General features: G+C 71.9%; 13 protein-coding genes and 2 pseudogenes. 9 read left to right on the top strand and 6 right to left on the bottom strand.

From position 1 onward, the window contains the following. The first annotated feature begins 237 nt into the window (after nucleotides 1-237). The 3 genes from AB0O40_RS19210 (at nucleotide 238) to AB0O40_RS19200 (ending at nucleotide 5,189) form a co-directional block, all read left to right on the top strand. A complete protein-coding gene (locus AB0O40_RS19210; RefSeq protein WP_365042647.1) occupies nucleotides 238-960 on the top strand; it encodes a VOC family protein in 723 nt (240 codons plus the stop codon). 75 nt (nucleotides 961-1,035) lie between these two features. Beyond that, the gene (locus AB0O40_RS19205) at nucleotides 1,036-4,542 is read left to right on the top strand and encodes a CHAT domain-containing protein (protein ID WP_365042644.1); all 3,507 of its coding nucleotides are present in this window, start codon (nucleotides 1,036-1,038) and stop codon (nucleotides 4,540-4,542) included. Beyond that, nucleotides 4,539-5,189 (top strand): hypothetical protein, encoded by a 651-nt coding sequence (locus tag AB0O40_RS19200; RefSeq protein ID WP_365042641.1) that lies wholly within the window; start codon nucleotides 4,539-4,541, stop codon nucleotides 5,187-5,189. Before AB0O40_RS19205 ends, AB0O40_RS19200 begins: the two co-directional genes overlap by 4 nt. A gap of 23 nt (nucleotides 5,190-5,212) precedes the next feature. Here the strand turns inward: AB0O40_RS19200 and AB0O40_RS19195 are convergent, their stop codons facing one another. From AB0O40_RS19195 to AB0O40_RS19185, 3 genes are all read right to left on the bottom strand, one after another. Further along, nucleotides 5,213-5,884 carry a hypothetical protein gene (locus tag AB0O40_RS19195; protein WP_365042638.1) on the bottom strand — a complete coding sequence of 224 codons (672 nt, stop codon included), beginning with the start codon at nucleotides 5,882-5,884 and terminating at the stop codon, nucleotides 5,213-5,215. A gap of 167 nt (nucleotides 5,885-6,051) precedes the next feature. Further along, entirely contained in the window at nucleotides 6,052-7,047 is a 996-nt protein-coding gene (locus AB0O40_RS19190; protein WP_365042636.1) for a hypothetical protein, read from the bottom strand. Nucleotides 7,048-7,292: 245 nt separating this feature from the next. Beyond that, the gene (locus AB0O40_RS19185; protein WP_365042633.1) at nucleotides 7,293-7,730 is read right to left on the bottom strand and encodes a hypothetical protein; all 438 of its coding nucleotides are present in this window, start codon (nucleotides 7,728-7,730) and stop codon (nucleotides 7,293-7,295) included. Nucleotides 7,731-7,771: 41 nt separating this feature from the next. On the opposite strand from AB0O40_RS19185, the gene AB0O40_RS19180 reads away from it, so the two are divergent. The 4 genes and pseudogenes from AB0O40_RS19180 to AB0O40_RS19165 form a co-directional block, all read left to right on the top strand. Continuing rightward, on the top strand, nucleotides 7,772-8,614 hold the full coding sequence (locus AB0O40_RS19180) for a DUF1932 domain-containing protein (RefSeq protein WP_365042630.1): 843 nt from the start codon (nucleotides 7,772-7,774) through the stop codon (nucleotides 8,612-8,614). 74 nt (nucleotides 8,615-8,688) lie between these two features. Continuing rightward, a pseudogene (locus AB0O40_RS19175) lies at nucleotides 8,689-8,900 on the top strand (transcriptional regulator); the annotation flags it as partial. Further along, the gene (locus tag AB0O40_RS19170) at nucleotides 8,897-9,451 is read left to right on the top strand and encodes a flavoprotein (RefSeq protein WP_365042627.1); all 555 of its coding nucleotides are present in this window, start codon (nucleotides 8,897-8,899) and stop codon (nucleotides 9,449-9,451) included. The pseudogene AB0O40_RS19175 and the gene AB0O40_RS19170, both read left to right, overlap by 4 nt. Before the next feature lie 56 nt (nucleotides 9,452-9,507). Then, nucleotides 9,508-9,675, top strand: a pseudogene (locus AB0O40_RS19165) (NUDIX domain-containing protein); the annotation flags it as partial. Nucleotides 9,676-9,789: 114 nt separating this feature from the next. Here the strand turns inward: AB0O40_RS19165 and AB0O40_RS19160 are convergent. Then, on the bottom strand, nucleotides 9,790-10,956 hold the full coding sequence (locus AB0O40_RS19160; protein WP_365042624.1) for a magnesium and cobalt transport protein CorA: 1,167 nt from the start codon (nucleotides 10,954-10,956) through the stop codon (nucleotides 9,790-9,792). 224 nt (nucleotides 10,957-11,180) lie between these two features. Between AB0O40_RS19160 and AB0O40_RS19155 the strand changes: the two genes are divergently transcribed. Continuing rightward, on the top strand, nucleotides 11,181-12,296 hold the full coding sequence (locus AB0O40_RS19155; protein ID WP_365042621.1) for a winged helix DNA-binding domain-containing protein: 1,116 nt from the start codon (nucleotides 11,181-11,183) through the stop codon (nucleotides 12,294-12,296). A 329-nt stretch (nucleotides 12,297-12,625) separates the two neighbouring features. Continuing rightward, on the top strand, nucleotides 12,626-14,167 hold the full coding sequence (locus tag AB0O40_RS19150; RefSeq protein ID WP_365042618.1) for an AMP-binding protein: 1,542 nt from the start codon (nucleotides 12,626-12,628) through the stop codon (nucleotides 14,165-14,167). Nucleotides 14,168-14,238: 71 nt separating this feature from the next. On the opposite strand, the gene AB0O40_RS19145 is transcribed toward AB0O40_RS19150, so the two are convergent. Both AB0O40_RS19145 and AB0O40_RS19140 read right to left on the bottom strand, forming a co-directional pair. Beyond that, nucleotides 14,239-14,727, bottom strand: coding sequence for a glutathione peroxidase (locus AB0O40_RS19145; RefSeq protein ID WP_365042615.1), 489 nt, complete (start codon nucleotides 14,725-14,727; stop codon nucleotides 14,239-14,241). A gap of 85 nt (nucleotides 14,728-14,812) precedes the next feature. Then, on the bottom strand, nucleotides 14,813-15,640 hold the full coding sequence (locus AB0O40_RS19140) for a hypothetical protein (RefSeq protein ID WP_365042612.1): 828 nt from the start codon (nucleotides 15,638-15,640) through the stop codon (nucleotides 14,813-14,815). Nucleotides 15,641-15,669: the final 29 nt, after the last annotated feature.

Here is a 15,669-nt window from a genome sequence, read left to right as displayed (position 1 = left end):
ACATAGGACCTCACATCCAATGCAGAAGTCATACACGGATCGGTCGGGATATTCCCATGGTGGGGAGAGAAATGGAGGAGCGCTCGATTCCGATCACTGCCGGAAGGGGCAACTGAGAACCGAATTCCTCAGTCGCACAGGGCGCTTTTCTGCAGGTCGACGGAAGTTGACGGAATTCCCCGGGTGCCCCTTAAATGCAGGGAGGCCCCCGCCGACCACCACGGGACGGAACACCCCATGCACCAGTCGAACGCGATCCCGGAAGGCCCGGACGCCCCGATCGGGGCCGGCGTCCCGGAACGTCAGTCCGGCGTCTCGGAACGTCAGGACGGCGTCTCGGTCGGAGCCGGCGTCCCCCAAGGCCTCGACCACATCGTCTACGCGACCCCGTCCCTCGAGGACACGGTCGCGGAGTTCGCCCGGCGCACCGGCGTGCACCCGGCCCCCGGCGGTTCCCACCCCGGCCTCGGCACCCGCAACCACGTGGTGGGGCTGGGTGGTTCGGCCTACCTGGAGATCATCGGCCCGGACCGGGGGCAACCGGCCCCGGACCACCCCCGCCCCTTCGGCATCGACGGCCTGCGGGAGCCGGTGGTGGCCACCTGGGTCCTCCGCCCGCCCGACCTCGACGAGGCGGCGGCCCGCCTGCGCGCCCTCGGCCACGACCCCGGCCCGGTCCGCACCATGTCCAGGACCGCCCCCGACGGCACCACCCTCTCCTGGCGCCTCACCGACCCCGCCGCCGCCGGCCTCCTCCCCTTCCTCATCGACTGGGGCACCACCCCCCACCCCACGACGGCCCCCCTCCCGCAAACCCCCCTGACCTCCTTGACCCTCCATTCCCCCACCCCACCCACCCCCCTCCTCGCATCCCTCAACACCCACCCCACCCTCCAACCGGGCCCCACCCGCCTGACCTTCACGGTCACCACCCCCCGGGGCGCCGTCACCTTCGGGTGAAGTCAGGCCCCGGTACGACGTGTTGGCCTACGGTGAAGCCGGAGGCGGGCTGACCGGCGGTGGAGGGGAGGCGGGGTGCGGCTGTCGCGGGAGGTGACCGGGTGGGCGTTCGTCGCCGAGGTGGCGGGGGTGCGGCATGCCGGGCTGGCCGTGGGGCCGGTGGGGGTGAGCCCGTTCGTGACGGGCCACGGGGCGGGCGGCAGCCTGTTCGCCCGGGCCCGCGGGTGGGGTCTGGCGCCGCTCCGGTCGTTGGACGAGTTGCCCTTCGGCGGCCCGGTCGCCCCCGGGTGCCGCGTCACGCAGGACGAGGCCGGCGTACTCGCCGTACGGGGCCCGGGCGGTGCACCGCTGGTCCACGACCTCCTCCTGGAGCAGCCGCCCGGATGGTCCGCGGCGGCGGCCGCCGCGGGCTCGGTCCTGCTGGTCGTGTCCCACGTCCTGCCCGCCACGGACGATCCGCTGGGCGCACTGGACTTCGAGACGCGGCGGGGGATGGTCTGCGCCGGGCCGGTGCGCTTCGGTGCGCCCGGTGCCCCGTCGGACGATCCGCATGAGGCCGGCGAGCCACGCGAGGAGGGTGACCCGCACCAGGCGGACGACGAACCGCACGAGGGAGGCGAGCCGCCGACGGTGCGGGTCGTGGTCGATCCCGTCGGGATCCTCATGGAGCTGGCGCTCTCCGTGTGCGACCGGATCATGTCTCTGGAGGAGGCCAAGCGCCGGGCGCGGGGCGTGGAGGAGGCGAGGCGGGCGCTGGCCGCACACCACCGGCTGTCCGCCGGGGAGTTGGTCGATCTGTTGTGCCTCGACGACCTGCGTGCGCACCGAGGGGGTGCGGAATTCCCCTACGTGTACTGGAGGTTGGTCGCCGAGGTCGCAGAGGTCGGCGCCGTGCCGTCGGCCTGGCGGATCGCCGCGCTCCGGACGGTCGAGGCGGCGGTCCGGGTGGTCGAGGAGCGGTGCGACCGCGAGGTGTTCGAGGAGGCGGCCGCCCTGGCGGCCCGGCTCGTCGAGGGGGCGGAGGGTGCCGCCGGGCTGGAGGCCGCGCTGCTGGCCGCCGCATCCCTGCGGATGGCGGTGCGGGGGCCGGCCGAGCTGGCGGCCGACCGGTACGCCGACCGGCTGCTGACCACCTGGTCCGCGCGGTTGACCGCCGAGCTGTACCGCCTGTGGTCCACCCCTGCGGAGCCATTCGTGGCGGAGTCCCACCGGCTGCTGGTGGAGGCGGGCCATCTCGTCGTACGGGCACTGGAGTTGACCGGCGGGGCGCGGCGTCCCCGGCTGCTGGCGCTCCTGGCACAGCTCCTCGTCGACGAGGAGGAGGTCCACGCCGACGCCCTGCGGGCCGCCTGGGCGGCCTGGCTCGACGAGCCCGAGGGCGAGCCGGACCTCGGGCTGTTCCTCCTGAGGACGGCCGACGGGATCGCTCCGGAAGCCGCCGACCGCCTGCTCGTGGACGTCTTCGGGATGCCGCCCGCCGCCTTCGCCGCCGCGTACGGCACCGCGGTGACCGCGCGGGTGATCAGCCAGGGCGTCAACCTGGCCCGTGAGAGGGCCGACCGACGGCTGCTGCGGGCCGTCCTGAGCTGGGCCGGAGAAATCGACCTGCACTGGGACGCCGCCCACCGGAGGCAGTTGACCGAGGCGCGGCTGCACGTCCTGCCCGACGATCCGACGGAGTGCCCCGGGCCCGACGAAGCGATGCCGGTCTCCTCCCCGCCGGTCTTCCCGGCGTCCTGGCCGCCCGCGCGCCGGTCCGCGGCCCTCCTGCACGCGGCCGCACACGCCCGCGACCGGCAGCAACCAGCCCTGGGAATTGCCCTGTTGCGGCAGGCCGGCGACGACGGGAGCGAGGAGGTCCGGCTGCTCACGGCCGACCTGTACCACCAGGCGGCGACGGCGGGTGAACCCGGCCCGGGCCCGGTTCCGTTCCCCTGGGGCTACTTCACGTACGCCGCTCTCGCCTATGCCACGCTCCGCTTCGAGGAGTTGGCGCGGGCCAGCCTGGTGCCGTTCGTCCAGCAGCTGGCGGGACTGAGCGGCGACGGGCTCCGGGACGCCCTGTACGCGATCATCGTGGACGTACCGAACTTCGACCCGAGGGACGCCGTGGAACTGGGCGCGATCCTGCGCGACCTCGTCCACGGCGCGCACTGGCAGCTCGTCGCCCAGGCCGAGAGCCAGCCGGTGGGGCTGCTCCTCGGCCTGCACCAGGCGGGCAAGGGCTCCCAACTCGGCGTGTGGTGGCGGATCGAAGGCCCGCTCGCGCTCCCCGTGCACGTCCAGCACTTCCTCGGGCGGCTGCGGGACCTGGAGGATCAGGCGAGCACCGAGCCGGCACCCGGCGCGGAACCGGCGAGCCTGCTGACCGCCGCGGACGGCGACCGCCGGCCCGGCGGGCAGGACCATGCGCAGCTCGCCCGGAACCTGCGCCGGCGCATCTCGTCCTTCATCGACGAGGAGCTGTTCCGCCGCTCGGCCCCGCTCGTGGACGACCGGCGGCTCTGGGCCGACGCCTCCGCCCTGCTGGACGACCGGACCGTGCTGCTGACCTGGTTCCTGCCCACCGCCGTGAACGGAGCGGCCGTACTGCTCGCCGTCACCCGGGAGGGCCGTGAGCTCGTGGTGCAGCTCGGCGAGGGGGCGGAGGACGACGACGAGCGGCACCCGCTCGCCGACCGCATCGAGGCCATCCGCACCGAGATCGAACGCGACCCCCTCTTCGGCGAGGTGACCCCGGAGGGCGCCCGGCTCCTGGCGGAGCCCGGACTGCCGCTGGGCAGGCCCGAGTTGTGGGACCGGTGGCGTGCCCGGGGCAAGGACCGCATCCTCGCCTGGCCGCACGGCGCGCTCCACTACCTCCCCCTCCCGCTCTGCCGCACCGGCGGCCGGCTGATCGTCGACGACTGGACGGTCACCACCATCGCCGGTCTCGAAGCCCTGGCCCCCGTCGAGGTCGCCGCGCGGGAGCGCCGTACGGTCGTACTCGCCTCCGCCGCGGGCGGGGTCCCCTACGGCCTGCCGGCCGAACCGGCGCTCGAGGAGCACGCGCGGCAGGTCGCCGCGGCGGTGGGCAGCGCCGCGCTGACCGGTCGCGCGGCCACCCGCGACCGGCTGCTCGCCGAGATCGCCACGGCGGACGTGGTCCACATCGCCGCCCACGGCACCCTGGACGAGGACGCGCCCTGGCTGCACTGCCTCTACCTCTCACCGGACGGCGACGACGACGGCCGGCTCTTCGCCTACGACTTCCTCGGCGCCGACCTGCGCGGCGTCCGCCTGGTCACCGTCGCCGCCTGCGAGTCGGCGCTCGGCCGGTTCGACCGCGGCGACAACGTCCGCGGCATCCCGTCGGCGCTGATCACGGCCGGGGCGCAGGCGGTCGTCGGATGCCTGTGGCCGGTCCGCCCGGAACCGACCACCTACTTCCACCACCACCTGCACCGTACGGTCGCGGCCGGTGCGGACCCGGAGCCGGCCTTCCGGGCCGCCCAACTCGCCACGCGTGAGGCGTACCCGCACTACCGTGACTGGGGAGCATTCACCTATCTGCACGGCAGGAACAAGGGAGCGGCCCCGTGACGGAGATCCGGCTGCACGACGTCGAACTCCTGCCGGAGCGCACCCTCGGCACCCCCGCGGACGACCGACCGCTGCGCGGCCGGCTCACCTTCGGCTGGGACCTGCTCCCGGCCGGCCACGCGGGCGCGCCGACCGGCTGGTCCTCCTACCTCGAGGCCGCGCCCGAGCGGGAGTTCCGCCACCTCCTGATGGTGTGTTCGTTCCGGCCCGAAACCCCGGAGAACAAAGGGGTGTTCCGGCACGCCGCGCTCGGCGTGGCCCTCGCCACGCCCGACCCCGCCCACCGCCCCGTCGCCCGGCTGATCGACCCCGGCGAGCGCACCCGCCCCGTCCCCGGCACCGGCACGGGCGTCAGCTTCACCGTCACGACCGGCGTCCTGGACGTGGGCGTGGAACGGCCCCCGGGCGCGACCCCCGCCCGCGAGGAGTGGATCGTACGCGGCCACGGCGCCTCCCAGCCCGACCCCCAATGGGAGTTCCGCCGCCTCAAGGCCTTCCCGCTGCTGGGCGACCACCCGGTGTCCGCCCTGGTCGAGCTGGTCCCCGACCACCCCAACACCGCCCACATCCTCCTCTCCGCCGAACTCCACAACCGCACTCTCCGCCGCTACCGAGCCCACCTCACCCCGACCCCGATCACGCTCTGAACTACGCGCAGCGGGACGACAGTTCACTTGCGCCCCGGGGTCCACTTCATCCCGAGCCGGTAGGCCCTGGAGATCACATCCTGTACTCCGGGTCCGTCCTGGGGGGTGAACCACCGCACCTCGCGCTCGATCACCAGCTCACCTTTCCGCCGCCGGATCAGGGCGATGGCACACGCACGGGCGTGCGGCGGACACTCGTCGAGCACGACCCGGAAGCTGTCCCCGCGGTCGGAGGTGAGGGTCACCACTGCATCGAGCCCGCGAAAGTCGCCCGAGCCCTCGTAGATGTAGACGAAGAGCAGGAGCTTCTGGAACTCGTCCTGGTGGTCCAGGTTGATGACGAGGTTCTCCCCGGCGTCGTTCGCCCCGGTCCGGTCGTCCGCATCCAGCGCGACATAGGGGAAGCTGCGTACCGCGCCGAAGGCGTTCCCGAGCGCCTGCACCACGGTCTTGGTTCCGTCGGTGCACACGATCATGCAGCCCAGATCGAGATCCACGTCCCTGGCGGCCGCGGCCTGCAGCGAGGCCCGGATCCGTCCGAACACCCCGCGCGCCTCTCCCCTCGACCGCTCGGCGGCGGCACCGGGGGACGTCCAGTTCAGATTGACCTTGATCAGCCCTGACGTCACCCCGTGCTTGGCGAGCGACACGACGGGCGAACTCTTGGTCAGGCTGACACGGGCAGGCTCGCTCATGCGCCCCACCCTCGCACGGGATCCCATACGGGGGCGAGACCAGCCCGGTGCGCTGTGGTCATCCCTTCCGGGATGACCACAGCGGCTGGAGTGTCAGTGAGGCGAGCAGAAGTTGGCCGTGCCGGGTCCGCTGCGCTGACAGCGCGACATCTCTTCAGGGCGATCCATCAGGAGTCGTAGCGCTTGGTCACCACCATCGTGGTCCCCGCGAGCGCCGTTTCCATCGGGGTCTCAGCCCACTGAGCGATCAGCAGCGGCTCCTCGTCCACCGACTTCAGCAAGTGTGTGATCGCGTCCGCATCTGGTGCAGCCGGAAGAACACACCCGACCAGGGGGCTACCTGTCGCGCTGGTGTGTTCTCCATACTCTTCGTCTGGATTGTCCGACTCCCAGCGCCCGATCTCGATTTCCCACAACCCGTCGGCGTCACCGGGTTCCGGCGCGTGGACCGCCAAGTAGAAGCCGTCAGAGTCGTATGGCTCTGCAAAGAGCTCGCAACTGGGGTCATCCAGTGAAGCCCACATCCCGCTGCTCCTGGAGTGTGCGGTGACCAGCACTCGGAGGTTACTGACGGCCCTCTCTCGATCCACCGAGGTGAACTGCTCCTCATGGAGGTCGAGCTGTGAGCGCGTCTCGTCGCTCAACGTGTTCATTCCGTCGTCATACTTCACGAAGGGATGGGCGAACTCCCAGTGGCGCTCGATCTCGGGCCCGTCTCCCGAAGAAGTCCCCGAAAAATCATCGAGCGCCGCACACAACTCACGTTGCTCTGACTCTAGTTCGGAGCGGATTGCCCTGCTGACCGTATCTGGCACAGCCGCCAAGGCGTTCTCGAGAGCAACCAGTGCCTGATGAAGTCGTAGGCAGACGTACTCGTACCACAGGCTGTGGGTGCCGCTGAGGAGATCGGCTCGGGCGGCAGCGTCGGTCAGCGCCGCAAGATGTTGGCGTGGGTAGTAGCCCACACGCCGTTCCCGGCGGTCGTGGACACTGACAGGGACGGTAGCGAAGGCGGAGATCCGATTGAGAGCGTCGACGATCGGAGCGGCAAGGTAAACGTCGCCAAGACTCGTCACAGTCTTGGACACGACGCCGTCCGGCCCCTGGTAGGTCGCCAGGATCTGCGTCTTCCCACGGTTGGCATGCTGGGAGTAGATGGTCAAGGGAACGCCTTTCGCCTGTCCGGCAGACGGCAGCCGAGACAGGATGGGTGCGTAGAAGTCTGGAGGGAGGTGGTGGCGAAGGCGCTGTCCGACGCTCCGTACCTCAAGATGATCAGCGGTGGCCCAGGTACTGTCCCGAGCTCCGTGCCTATCGGCAGGCTAGAGAGATTCCTAGTGTGCCGCAAGCGGATTTCCCAGGCGCCCTCTCGTGGTCTAGATCGTCAACCCTGACGCAGGGGATTAGGTCAGGGCTGTGCGCTGCCGACCGCCTGCGAGACCAACTCGTCGAAGGCGACGAGCTGCCCGGCGGGATGATGGCCTTCCCCGTCGAGAAGCAGCTGCTCTACGCCAGCAGCACGCACTTGTGGCTGGCGGGCACGCAGCACCTCAGCGACGCCGAAGCCCGGGCCGACGAAGCGGTGGAGCCGTTCCAGTCCGTGCCTCCGGGGCAGCAGCGACTTGGTGAGATGTCCCTGGCCCGTATGGATTTGGCGATGGCTCGGTTGGGCCGAGAGGACATCGACGCAGCGGCGACCCAGATCCACGCGGTCCTCGGGGTCAGTGTCCGGCGCCGCACAGAGAGCGTCGACCGCCGGATCGGCCACTTCAGCCGTCAGCTCGCGCTGCACCCCGGGGCCGGATCGCCTGCCGCGATCGGCCTCCGTGAGGTGATCATTGCTCATCAGGAAGGCATGCCCGCTCAGCTCCCGCCAGGAGGCAGCCAGTGACGACCTTGACCCTCTTGCACCCCGGCGCCATGGGCGCGGCGGTCGCCGCCCAGGCCGTCGCCGCAGGCCACGAGGTCCTGTGGGTGTTGGAAGGCCGAAGCGAGGCGACCCACCGGCGGGTGAAGGAAGCTGGCGCCACCACCTGTGACTCGCTCGCCGAGGCGCTGGAGCACAGCGAGATCGTCCTGTCGATCTGTCCGCCGCAGGCTGCCGAAGAGGTGGCGGCCACGGTCGCCGGCCACGCCTTCGCCGGCGTGTACGTGGATGCCAACGCGATCAACCCTCAGCGCATGCAGCGCATCGCGGAGGAGATCAGACCCGGCGGCACGGTCCTCGACGGAGCGATCTTTGGTCCGCCGCCCGGTGGCCAACGGGCTGCTCGTCTCTACCTGGCTGGCGAAGCCCAGGCCATGGACACGATGGAGTCCTTGTTCAAGGACACCGCGTTGCACGTCCGCCGAGCGAGCGGCAGCGTCGGCTCCGCCTCCGCGCTGAAGATGGCGTTCGCCAGTTACCAGAAGGCCGCCCGAACCCTTGCCGGTGTGGCCCACGCGCTCGCCGATGCCCACGGAGTCGGTGACGAGCTCACGGCCGAGGCGCAGACGATGGCGTCCAACATTCTCTCCGACCCCGGATACCTGCCCAGCGTGGCCGCACGCGCCTGGCGCTGGGCTCCGGAGATGGAGGACATCGCCGAAACGCTCCGCGCCGCCGGGTTGCCTGTGGACATGGCCGAAGCGGCGGTCGCGGTCATGGCTCGATGGGCAGGAGACAAGGACCACTACGACCTGCCGGTCGCAGAGGTCTTGTCCCATCTGAGGGAGCAGCCTGCTCGCTGACTGGCGGCCGCCTCAGACTGATCGCACAATGTTGCTCGCCCGCTCACGCGCCACCTCCCGGCACCCGAAAGCCGAGCGCCCTGTGGGTCGAAGCTGCCGCGCCTACGCCCAGCAGGGCCGCCTGGCCGACGGCTACCAGGCCCTGCGGATCGCCGAGACCTGCGCCGCCCAGGACGTACGACGTCCCGCCGTCCGCGAGCTGGTTGCCGACATGGCTGCGCGGGACCGACGTCGTACGCTGCCGGAGCTCCACCACTTCTGCCGCCGACTGGGAGTACCCGCGTGACCGAGCCGCAGTCCGAGCCCTTCCTGTACGTCGTCGTGTGCGCCGCCGGTATCGCCGGCGACGTCGGCAGACTCGTCACCGCGGCGCAGGAACGGGGCTGGGAGGTCGGGGTCATCGCCACCCCGCAGGGTCTGGAGTTCCTCGACGTCCGGGCGATCGAGGAGCAGACCGGGTACCCGGTCCGGTCCGCCTGGCGCTCGCCCGGCGAGGCACGGACGTATCCGCGGGCCGATGCCATCGCGGTCGCGCCGGCCACGTTCAACACGGTCAACAAGTGGGCCGCGGGCTTCGCCGACAACCTGGCCCTCGGAATCCTCTGCGAAGCCCCCGGTATGGGCGTCCCCACGGTCCTGCTGCCCTACGTGAACACCGCGCTCGCCGCCCACCGTGCCTACCGGCGCAGCATCGACGAGCTCCGGGAGATGGGCGTGCTGATCGGCAGCTACGAGCCCCACCGTCCGAAGTCCGGCGGTGGGGCGGACCGCTTCCCCTGGGAGGAAGTGGTCGATCTGCTGGCGCCGCTCCTCCGCGCCGGGGCCGAGCAGCAGTGAACGTGCCGGCTTCGCCCCTCGAGGCGGCGGCCGGCCCACCCGGTCTGGAGGAGATTGTGGAGCAGCAGAACGCTGAGGGGCGGCCGGCCATCGCGGCGGCCGTCGTGGTGCACGAAGGCCGGGTGCTGATCGTGCGGCGTCGGGTCAGCGAGGGGCGGCTCTCCTGGCAGTTCCCCGCCGGTGCGGTCGAGCCGGGCGAAGCCCGGGAAGAGGCCGCCGTACGGTTCGAGCCGGTGCAAGAACACCTCGACGCCGTCCTGGAGCGTTGCTGACGCGGACTCATCGCGCAGGGCGACAACACGGCAACCACCGGAGGTCCTGACTCGTACGGCCGGGACCTACAACCAGTCGCGCTTCTTGAAGATGACGTAGAGGCTGGTGCAGACGACGGCCATCAGGACGATGGCGAAGGGGTAGCCGCCGGCCCACTTCAGCTCCGGCATGTCTTCGAAGTTCATGCCGTAGATGGTGCCGACCAGGGTGGGGGCGAAGAGGATGGCGGCCCAGCTGGAGATCTTCTTGATTTCTTCGTTCTGTTCGAAGCCGGCTTCGGCCAGGGCTCGCATTTCGGCGTTCTGTTGTTGGGTGACCAGGGTGGCGTTGACGGTGAGGATGTCGGTGAGGGCCTGGCGGAAGCCGTCCACGCGCTCGCTGGTGTGGGTGACGTGGTCGGCCACGTCGCGGAGGTAGCGCTGGAGCTCTTCGTCGGTGCCGTACTTGGCGAAGCCGGCCATCAGGGCGTGGAGCATGCCGACCAGGGGGCGGGTGGCGCGTTGGAACTCGACCATTTCGCGGGAGAGTTCGTAGATGCGGCGGGAGACCTCCGGGTCGCCGCGGAAGACCTCGGTCTCGATCTCGTCGATGTCGATCTGGACCCCCTCGACGACGGGGGCGTAGCCGTCGACGACCGCGTCGAGGATGGCGTACAGGACCGCCTCCGGTCCCAGGCGCAGGAGTTCGGGGGTCTCCTCCATGCGGCGGCGGACCGCCGAGAGGTCGGGGGCGGCGGCGTGCCGGACGGTGATGAGGAAGTCCGGGCCGACGAAGACGTGGAGTTCGCCGAAGTCGACCTCCTCCGGTGCGTCCAGGTAGCGGGCGGCCCGCAGGACGACGAAGAGGGTGTCGCCGTAGCGCTCCAGCTTCGGGCGCTGGTGGGCCTCCAGGGCGTCTTCGACGGCCAGCGGGTGGAGGTTGAACTCGGCGGCCAGCGAGTGGAGTTCGGATTCGGTGGGCCGGTGCAGGCCGATCCAGGCCATGCCGTCCTGCTGTTCGCGCAGCCGCCGGAAGGTCTCGGCGAGCGTCGCGGGGGAGGCGACCCGGCGGCCGTCGCGGTAGAGCGCCGCCTCGACCACGCTGCGGTGGTCGGCCGGCGCGGCCGCGGGCGGCGGGGTGGGGGCGGGCGCGGCGGGGCCGGCCGGCGGTGCGGAGGCCGGGGGAGCGGTGGGCCGCCGCCAGGTGTGGCGCTTGGGGGACGGGGCGGGCCGGTGTTCTCGACGCTCCGGCATGACCTTCAGCTCCCCTCGTCCGATCGATGCCCTGCCCGGTGTCCTGATCGGCGATCCATGGCCCGGCCGGTGTCCCGATCCACGTCCCGGCCCCCTGTCCCGGCCGGCATCGTGGTTGATCACGTTTCCCGCCCAGGATATACGGATGAATCGGTACGGGTCGTTCCGCTGCATCCGTGCCTTGCGGACCGTATCTGTCCGCAAGGCGGGCTAGCGTGGGTGTCATGAACGCCACCAAGGTCCCCGTGCTCGGTGCCCGTGCCCTGGGGCGGGCCACGCTCGCCCGGCAGCTGCTGCTCGAACGGTCCCCGATGTCCGCCGAGGACGCGGTCGGGCACCTGCTCGGGCTCCAGGCGCAGAACGTCCAGCCGCCGTACTACCAGCTGTGGTCCCGGCTCGAGGGCTTCGTGCCGGAGGACCTGTCCGCGCTGATGGAGTCCCGCGCGGTGGTCCGGATGGTCACCATGCGGTCCACCATCCACACCCACACGGCCGAGGACGCCCGGACCCTGCGCCCCCTGGTCCAGCCGGCCCGCGACCGGGAGGTCGGCCTCTTCCGCAAGGGGCTGACCGGGGTGGACCTCGACCGGCTCACCGAGCTCAGCCGGGCCTTCGTCGAGGACGGACCCCGCACCATGGCCGAGATCCGGGCCGAGCTGCTGCAGGAGTGGCCCGAGGCCGACCCGCAGTCGCTCGCGGTGGCCGCCCGCTGCCGGCTGCCGCTGGTCCAGGTCACGCCCCGGGGCCTGTGGGGCCGCTCCGGGCAGGTCCGGCTGACCACCCTGGACAACTGGCTCGGCGAGCCGGCCGCGCCGGACCGGCCGGCCCCGGTCGAGGACGCGGTGCTGCGCTACCTCGGCGCCTTCGGCCCCGCCTCCGTCAAGGACATGCAGATCTGGTCCGGGCTGACCCGGCTGCGCGAGGCCTTCGAGCGGCTGCGGCCCCGGCTGCTCGTCTTCCGCGACGAGCACGGCGTCGAGCTCTTCGACCTCCCGGACGCGCCCCGCCCCGACGAGGACGTCCCGGCTCCGCCGCGCTTCCTCCCCGAGTTCGACAACCTCCTCCTCTCCCACGCCGACCGCACCCGCGTCATCCCGGCCGACCTCAAGGGCCGTTCGTTCAAGGGCAACCAGGCCTACCGCACCCTCCTGGTCGACGGCGCCCTCGCCGGCATCTGGCGGACCACCGGCGCCGGGGACGAGAGCGTGCTCACCGTCGAGGCCTTCGGCCGGCTCACCGCCGCCCAGCGGGCCGAGGTGGTCCACGAGGGCGAGCGGCTGCTCGCCGCCATGACCTCCGCCACCGTCCGGAAGGTGGAGTTCGGGTCGATCGCCGACTGACCGCGGCTCGACCCCACCACCCACCACCCCGCCCCACCAGCGGATCCCCCGTCAATCACCGGCTGACCCACACCTGGTGCAGGCCCGCCCCCGACCGGCACGATGGGCCGCGAAGCCGACAACGGCTCGAGGCGGAGACGAGCGCAGCACCAGACGCACCAGAAGTGATATCTGCTGGGACCCCGAGCGAAAACCGACGCGGACCGACGCGGACCGACGCGATGACCGATGCGAACGCCCACGTGACAGCCATGCGACAGCCGTGCGACAGCCGTGCGGTACCCGCGCGACGGACCCGATGCAGATGTTCCGGACACAGGAGTGAGCACATGCGGATCCCGATGACGGTCTCGGACTTCCTCGACCGGGCGGAGCTGGGGTTTTCCTCCAGCCTCGGCGTGGTCGACGAGCCCGACCAACCCGGCCTGGTCGTACCGGAGTCGACGTACGGGCGGCTCGGTGAGCGGGTCCGGGCCTGGCAGGCGGGGCTGGACGCGCTCGGGGTCGGCGAGGGCGAGCGGGTGGCCGTGGTCAGCCACAACTCCGCCCGGCTGCTGGAACTCCTCTTCGCCGTGCCGATGAGCGGCCGGATCTGCGTCCCCGTCAACTTCCGCCTCAAGCCGGAGGAGATCGAGTACGTGGTCCGGCAGAGCGGGGCCTCGGTCCTGCTGGTCGACCCGGAGGTCGCGGCCGTCACCGCGGGCATCCCGGTACGCCACCGCTTCGTGCTCGGCGAGCAGACCGAGACCGAGCTGATGCGCTTCGGCGTCGAGCCGCGGCCCTGGTCCCGGCCGGACGAGGACGCCACCGCGACGATCAACTACACCTCCGGCACCACCGCCCGTCCCAAGGGCGTGCAGCTCACCCACCGCAACATCTGGGTGAACGGGCTCACCTTCGGACTGCACACCCGGGTCTGGGAGCAGGACGTGTACATGCACACCCTGCCGATGTTCCACTGCAACGGCTGGGGCATGCCGTACGTGATGGCCGGGCTCGGGGTCAAGCAGGTGGTGCTGCGCAAGGTGGACGGGGCCGAGATCCTGCGCCGGGTCGAGCAGCACGGCGTCACCCTCATGTGCGGGGCGCCCGCCGTCTGGAACGCCGTCCTCGACGCGGCCGCGACCTGGGACGGCGAGATCCCCGGCCGGGACAAGGTCCGCATCGTCTGCGCGGGCGCCCCGCCGCCCAGCAAGACGATCCAGCGGGTGGGCGAGGAGCTGGGCTGGGAGTTCACCCAGATCTACGGCCTCACCGAGACCTCCCCGCTGCTCACCTTCAACCGCGCCCGGCCCTCCGACGCGCAGCTGCCGGCCGAGGAGCGGGCCCGCAAGCTGACCCGGGCCGGGCTGCCCGCGCTCGGCGTCAAGCTGAAGTTCTCCGGCTCCGGCGAGGTGCTGGCCCGGTCGAACGTCGTGCTCGACGGGTACTGGGAGAAGCCCGAGGAGACCGCCGACGCGCTGGCCGACGGCTGGTTCCACACCGGGGACGGCGGCACCCTCGACGAGTCCGACGGGCACCTGACCATCTCGGACCGCAAGAAGGACGTGATCATCACCGGTGGCGAGAACGTCTCGTCCATCGAGGTGGAGGACACGATCTTCAGCCACCCGGCGGTGGCGGAGGTCGCGGTGATCGGCGTGCCCGACGAGAAGTGGGGCGAGACGATCAAGGCGCTGGTGGTGCTGGCCGAGGGGGCCACGGCCGAGGAGGCCGAGATCATCGCGCACTGCAAGGCGCGGATGGCCGGGTACAAGGCGCCGACCACGGTGGAGTTCCGGGACGCCATCCCGCGCACCGCCACCGGCAAGATCCAGAAGTTCCTGCTCCGTCGGCCGTACTGGGAGGGCATGGAGCGCGGGGTCAACTGACGACCCCGGGCACACGGCGGGGGTGCTGACCGCGGCCCCGGGCCAAGGTCAGCACCCCCGTCCGTACCGCACTACGCCGGCAGGACCGCCTCGATCGCCGCCAGCAGCTCGGGGGCCTCCGGCTCGGTGCGCGGCCGGAAGCGGCCCACGACCTCGCCGGCCGGCGAGATCAGGAACTTCTCGAAGTTCCACTGGACGTCCCCGGCCTCGCCCTCGGCGTCGGGCGTCTTGACCAGCTCGGCGAAGAGCGGGTGCCGGTTCTCGCCGTTGACCTCGCTCTTCTCCAGCATCGGGAAGGTCACCCCGAAGCCGGCCGCGCAGAAGGTCTGGATGTCGTCGGCGGTGCCGGGCTCCTGGCCGCCGAACTGGTTGCACGGCACGCCGATGACGGTGAAGCCCTTCTCGGCGTACTTGAACTGCAGCCGCGCCAGCCCCGAGTACTGGGGGGTGAGGCCGCACTGGGAAGCGGTGTTCACCACCAGGACGGCCTTCCCCTTGAACGGGGCCAGGCTGGTGGGCTCGTCGGACAGGGTGGTCAGCGGGATGTCGTACAGGCTCAAGGCGCATCTCCTCGACAGGATGTTCGTGCGCCCCCGATGATGCCCGACGCCGGGCGCCCCCGTCCCGCGCGGGCCGCCCCCGCGCTCACCCGCCCGCCCCCACCAGCCGGTCCGCCGGGTCGTTCAGCGGCTGGGGCATCCCGGTGAGGTCCATGACGAAGAGCGGTATGGCCAGCTCGTCCGCCCGGACCCGGGCCTCCTCCGTGTACCCGGCCAGGGCGAAGTACACGGTCGTCGCGGAGGCGGTCAGGCCGTTGAGCCAGACGCACTCCACCGCGCGCAGGTCGGCCGGGGCGGTGGTGGGGTCGACCTGGGCCACCAGCCCGGGGGCCCGCAGGTCCACCGCGGCCGAGGGCACCGGCCGGGCGTCGGGCTGCCGGACGTCCTGGAAGCCGAGCCAGCGCAGGTAGAGCGCGGCGGTGGCGACCGCGTCCCGGGCGGTGCGGATGGTCACCGGCCGGAAGGCGGGCCGTTGGGGCGGCCGGCCCGCGAGCGGCCCGCCGGCCGCGCCGCCGGTGCGCCCGCCCGCGCCGGGGGTGCCGGCGGCGGCCGCGGTCCCCGGCGGGCCGGTGGGCCCGGCCGGGCCCGTACCGGACGCGCCCCCGGCCGGTGCCTCCCCGCTCCGCGGGACCCCGGCCACCGGTTCCGCCTCCGGCGGCCGGACCGGGATCCGCGCCACGGTCCCGCAGGCGCAGCCGACCTCCGGCTGGGGCCACTCGTCCTGCCGCCCGCAGGAGCCGCAGCGCACCGTCACCCAGGTCTCCGACCAGTTGCGGTGGGTCAGTTCGACGGGGCTCGCGACCGGGTCCAGCGGCGGGGTCACCGGGGAACCGCAGGCGCACGGGAAGACCGGTGGCGTGTACGAGTTGGCCCGCCCGCAGGCCGGGCAGCGCACCGGAAACGTCTCCGCCATCCCCAGGACCCCCTCCGTCGTCGCTGTGC

The organism is Streptomyces sp. NPDC089919, from assembly GCF_040684615.1.
Taxonomy (GTDB): Bacteria; Actinomycetota; Actinomycetes; order Streptomycetales; family Streptomycetaceae; genus Streptomyces.
Note: the sequence above shows the minus strand (reverse complement) of the source record. Positions and strands in the feature narration are given on the sequence as shown.

Coding starts and splice junctions, on each gene's coding strand:
- AB0O40_RS19210 (WP_365042647.1), top strand. CDS start 238: ATGCACCAGTCGAACGCGATCCCGGAAGGCCCGGACGCCCCGATCGGG.
- AB0O40_RS19150 (WP_365042618.1), top strand. CDS start 12,626: ATGCGGATCCCGATGACGGTCTCGGACTTCCTCGACCGGGCGGAGCTG.
- AB0O40_RS19195 (WP_365042638.1), bottom strand. CDS start 5,884: ATGAGCGAGCCTGCCCGTGTCAGCCTGACCAAGAGTTCGCCCGTCGTG.
- AB0O40_RS19160 (WP_365042624.1), bottom strand. CDS start 10,956: ATGCCGGAGCGTCGAGAACACCGGCCCGCCCCGTCCCCCAAGCGCCAC.
- AB0O40_RS19140 (WP_365042612.1), bottom strand. CDS start 15,640: ATGGCGGAGACGTTTCCGGTGCGCTGCCCGGCCTGCGGGCGGGCCAAC.
- AB0O40_RS19185 (WP_365042633.1), bottom strand. CDS start 7,730: ATGAGCAATGATCACCTCACGGAGGCCGATCGCGGCAGGCGATCCGGC.
- AB0O40_RS19155 (WP_365042621.1), top strand. CDS start 11,181: ATGAACGCCACCAAGGTCCCCGTGCTCGGTGCCCGTGCCCTGGGGCGG.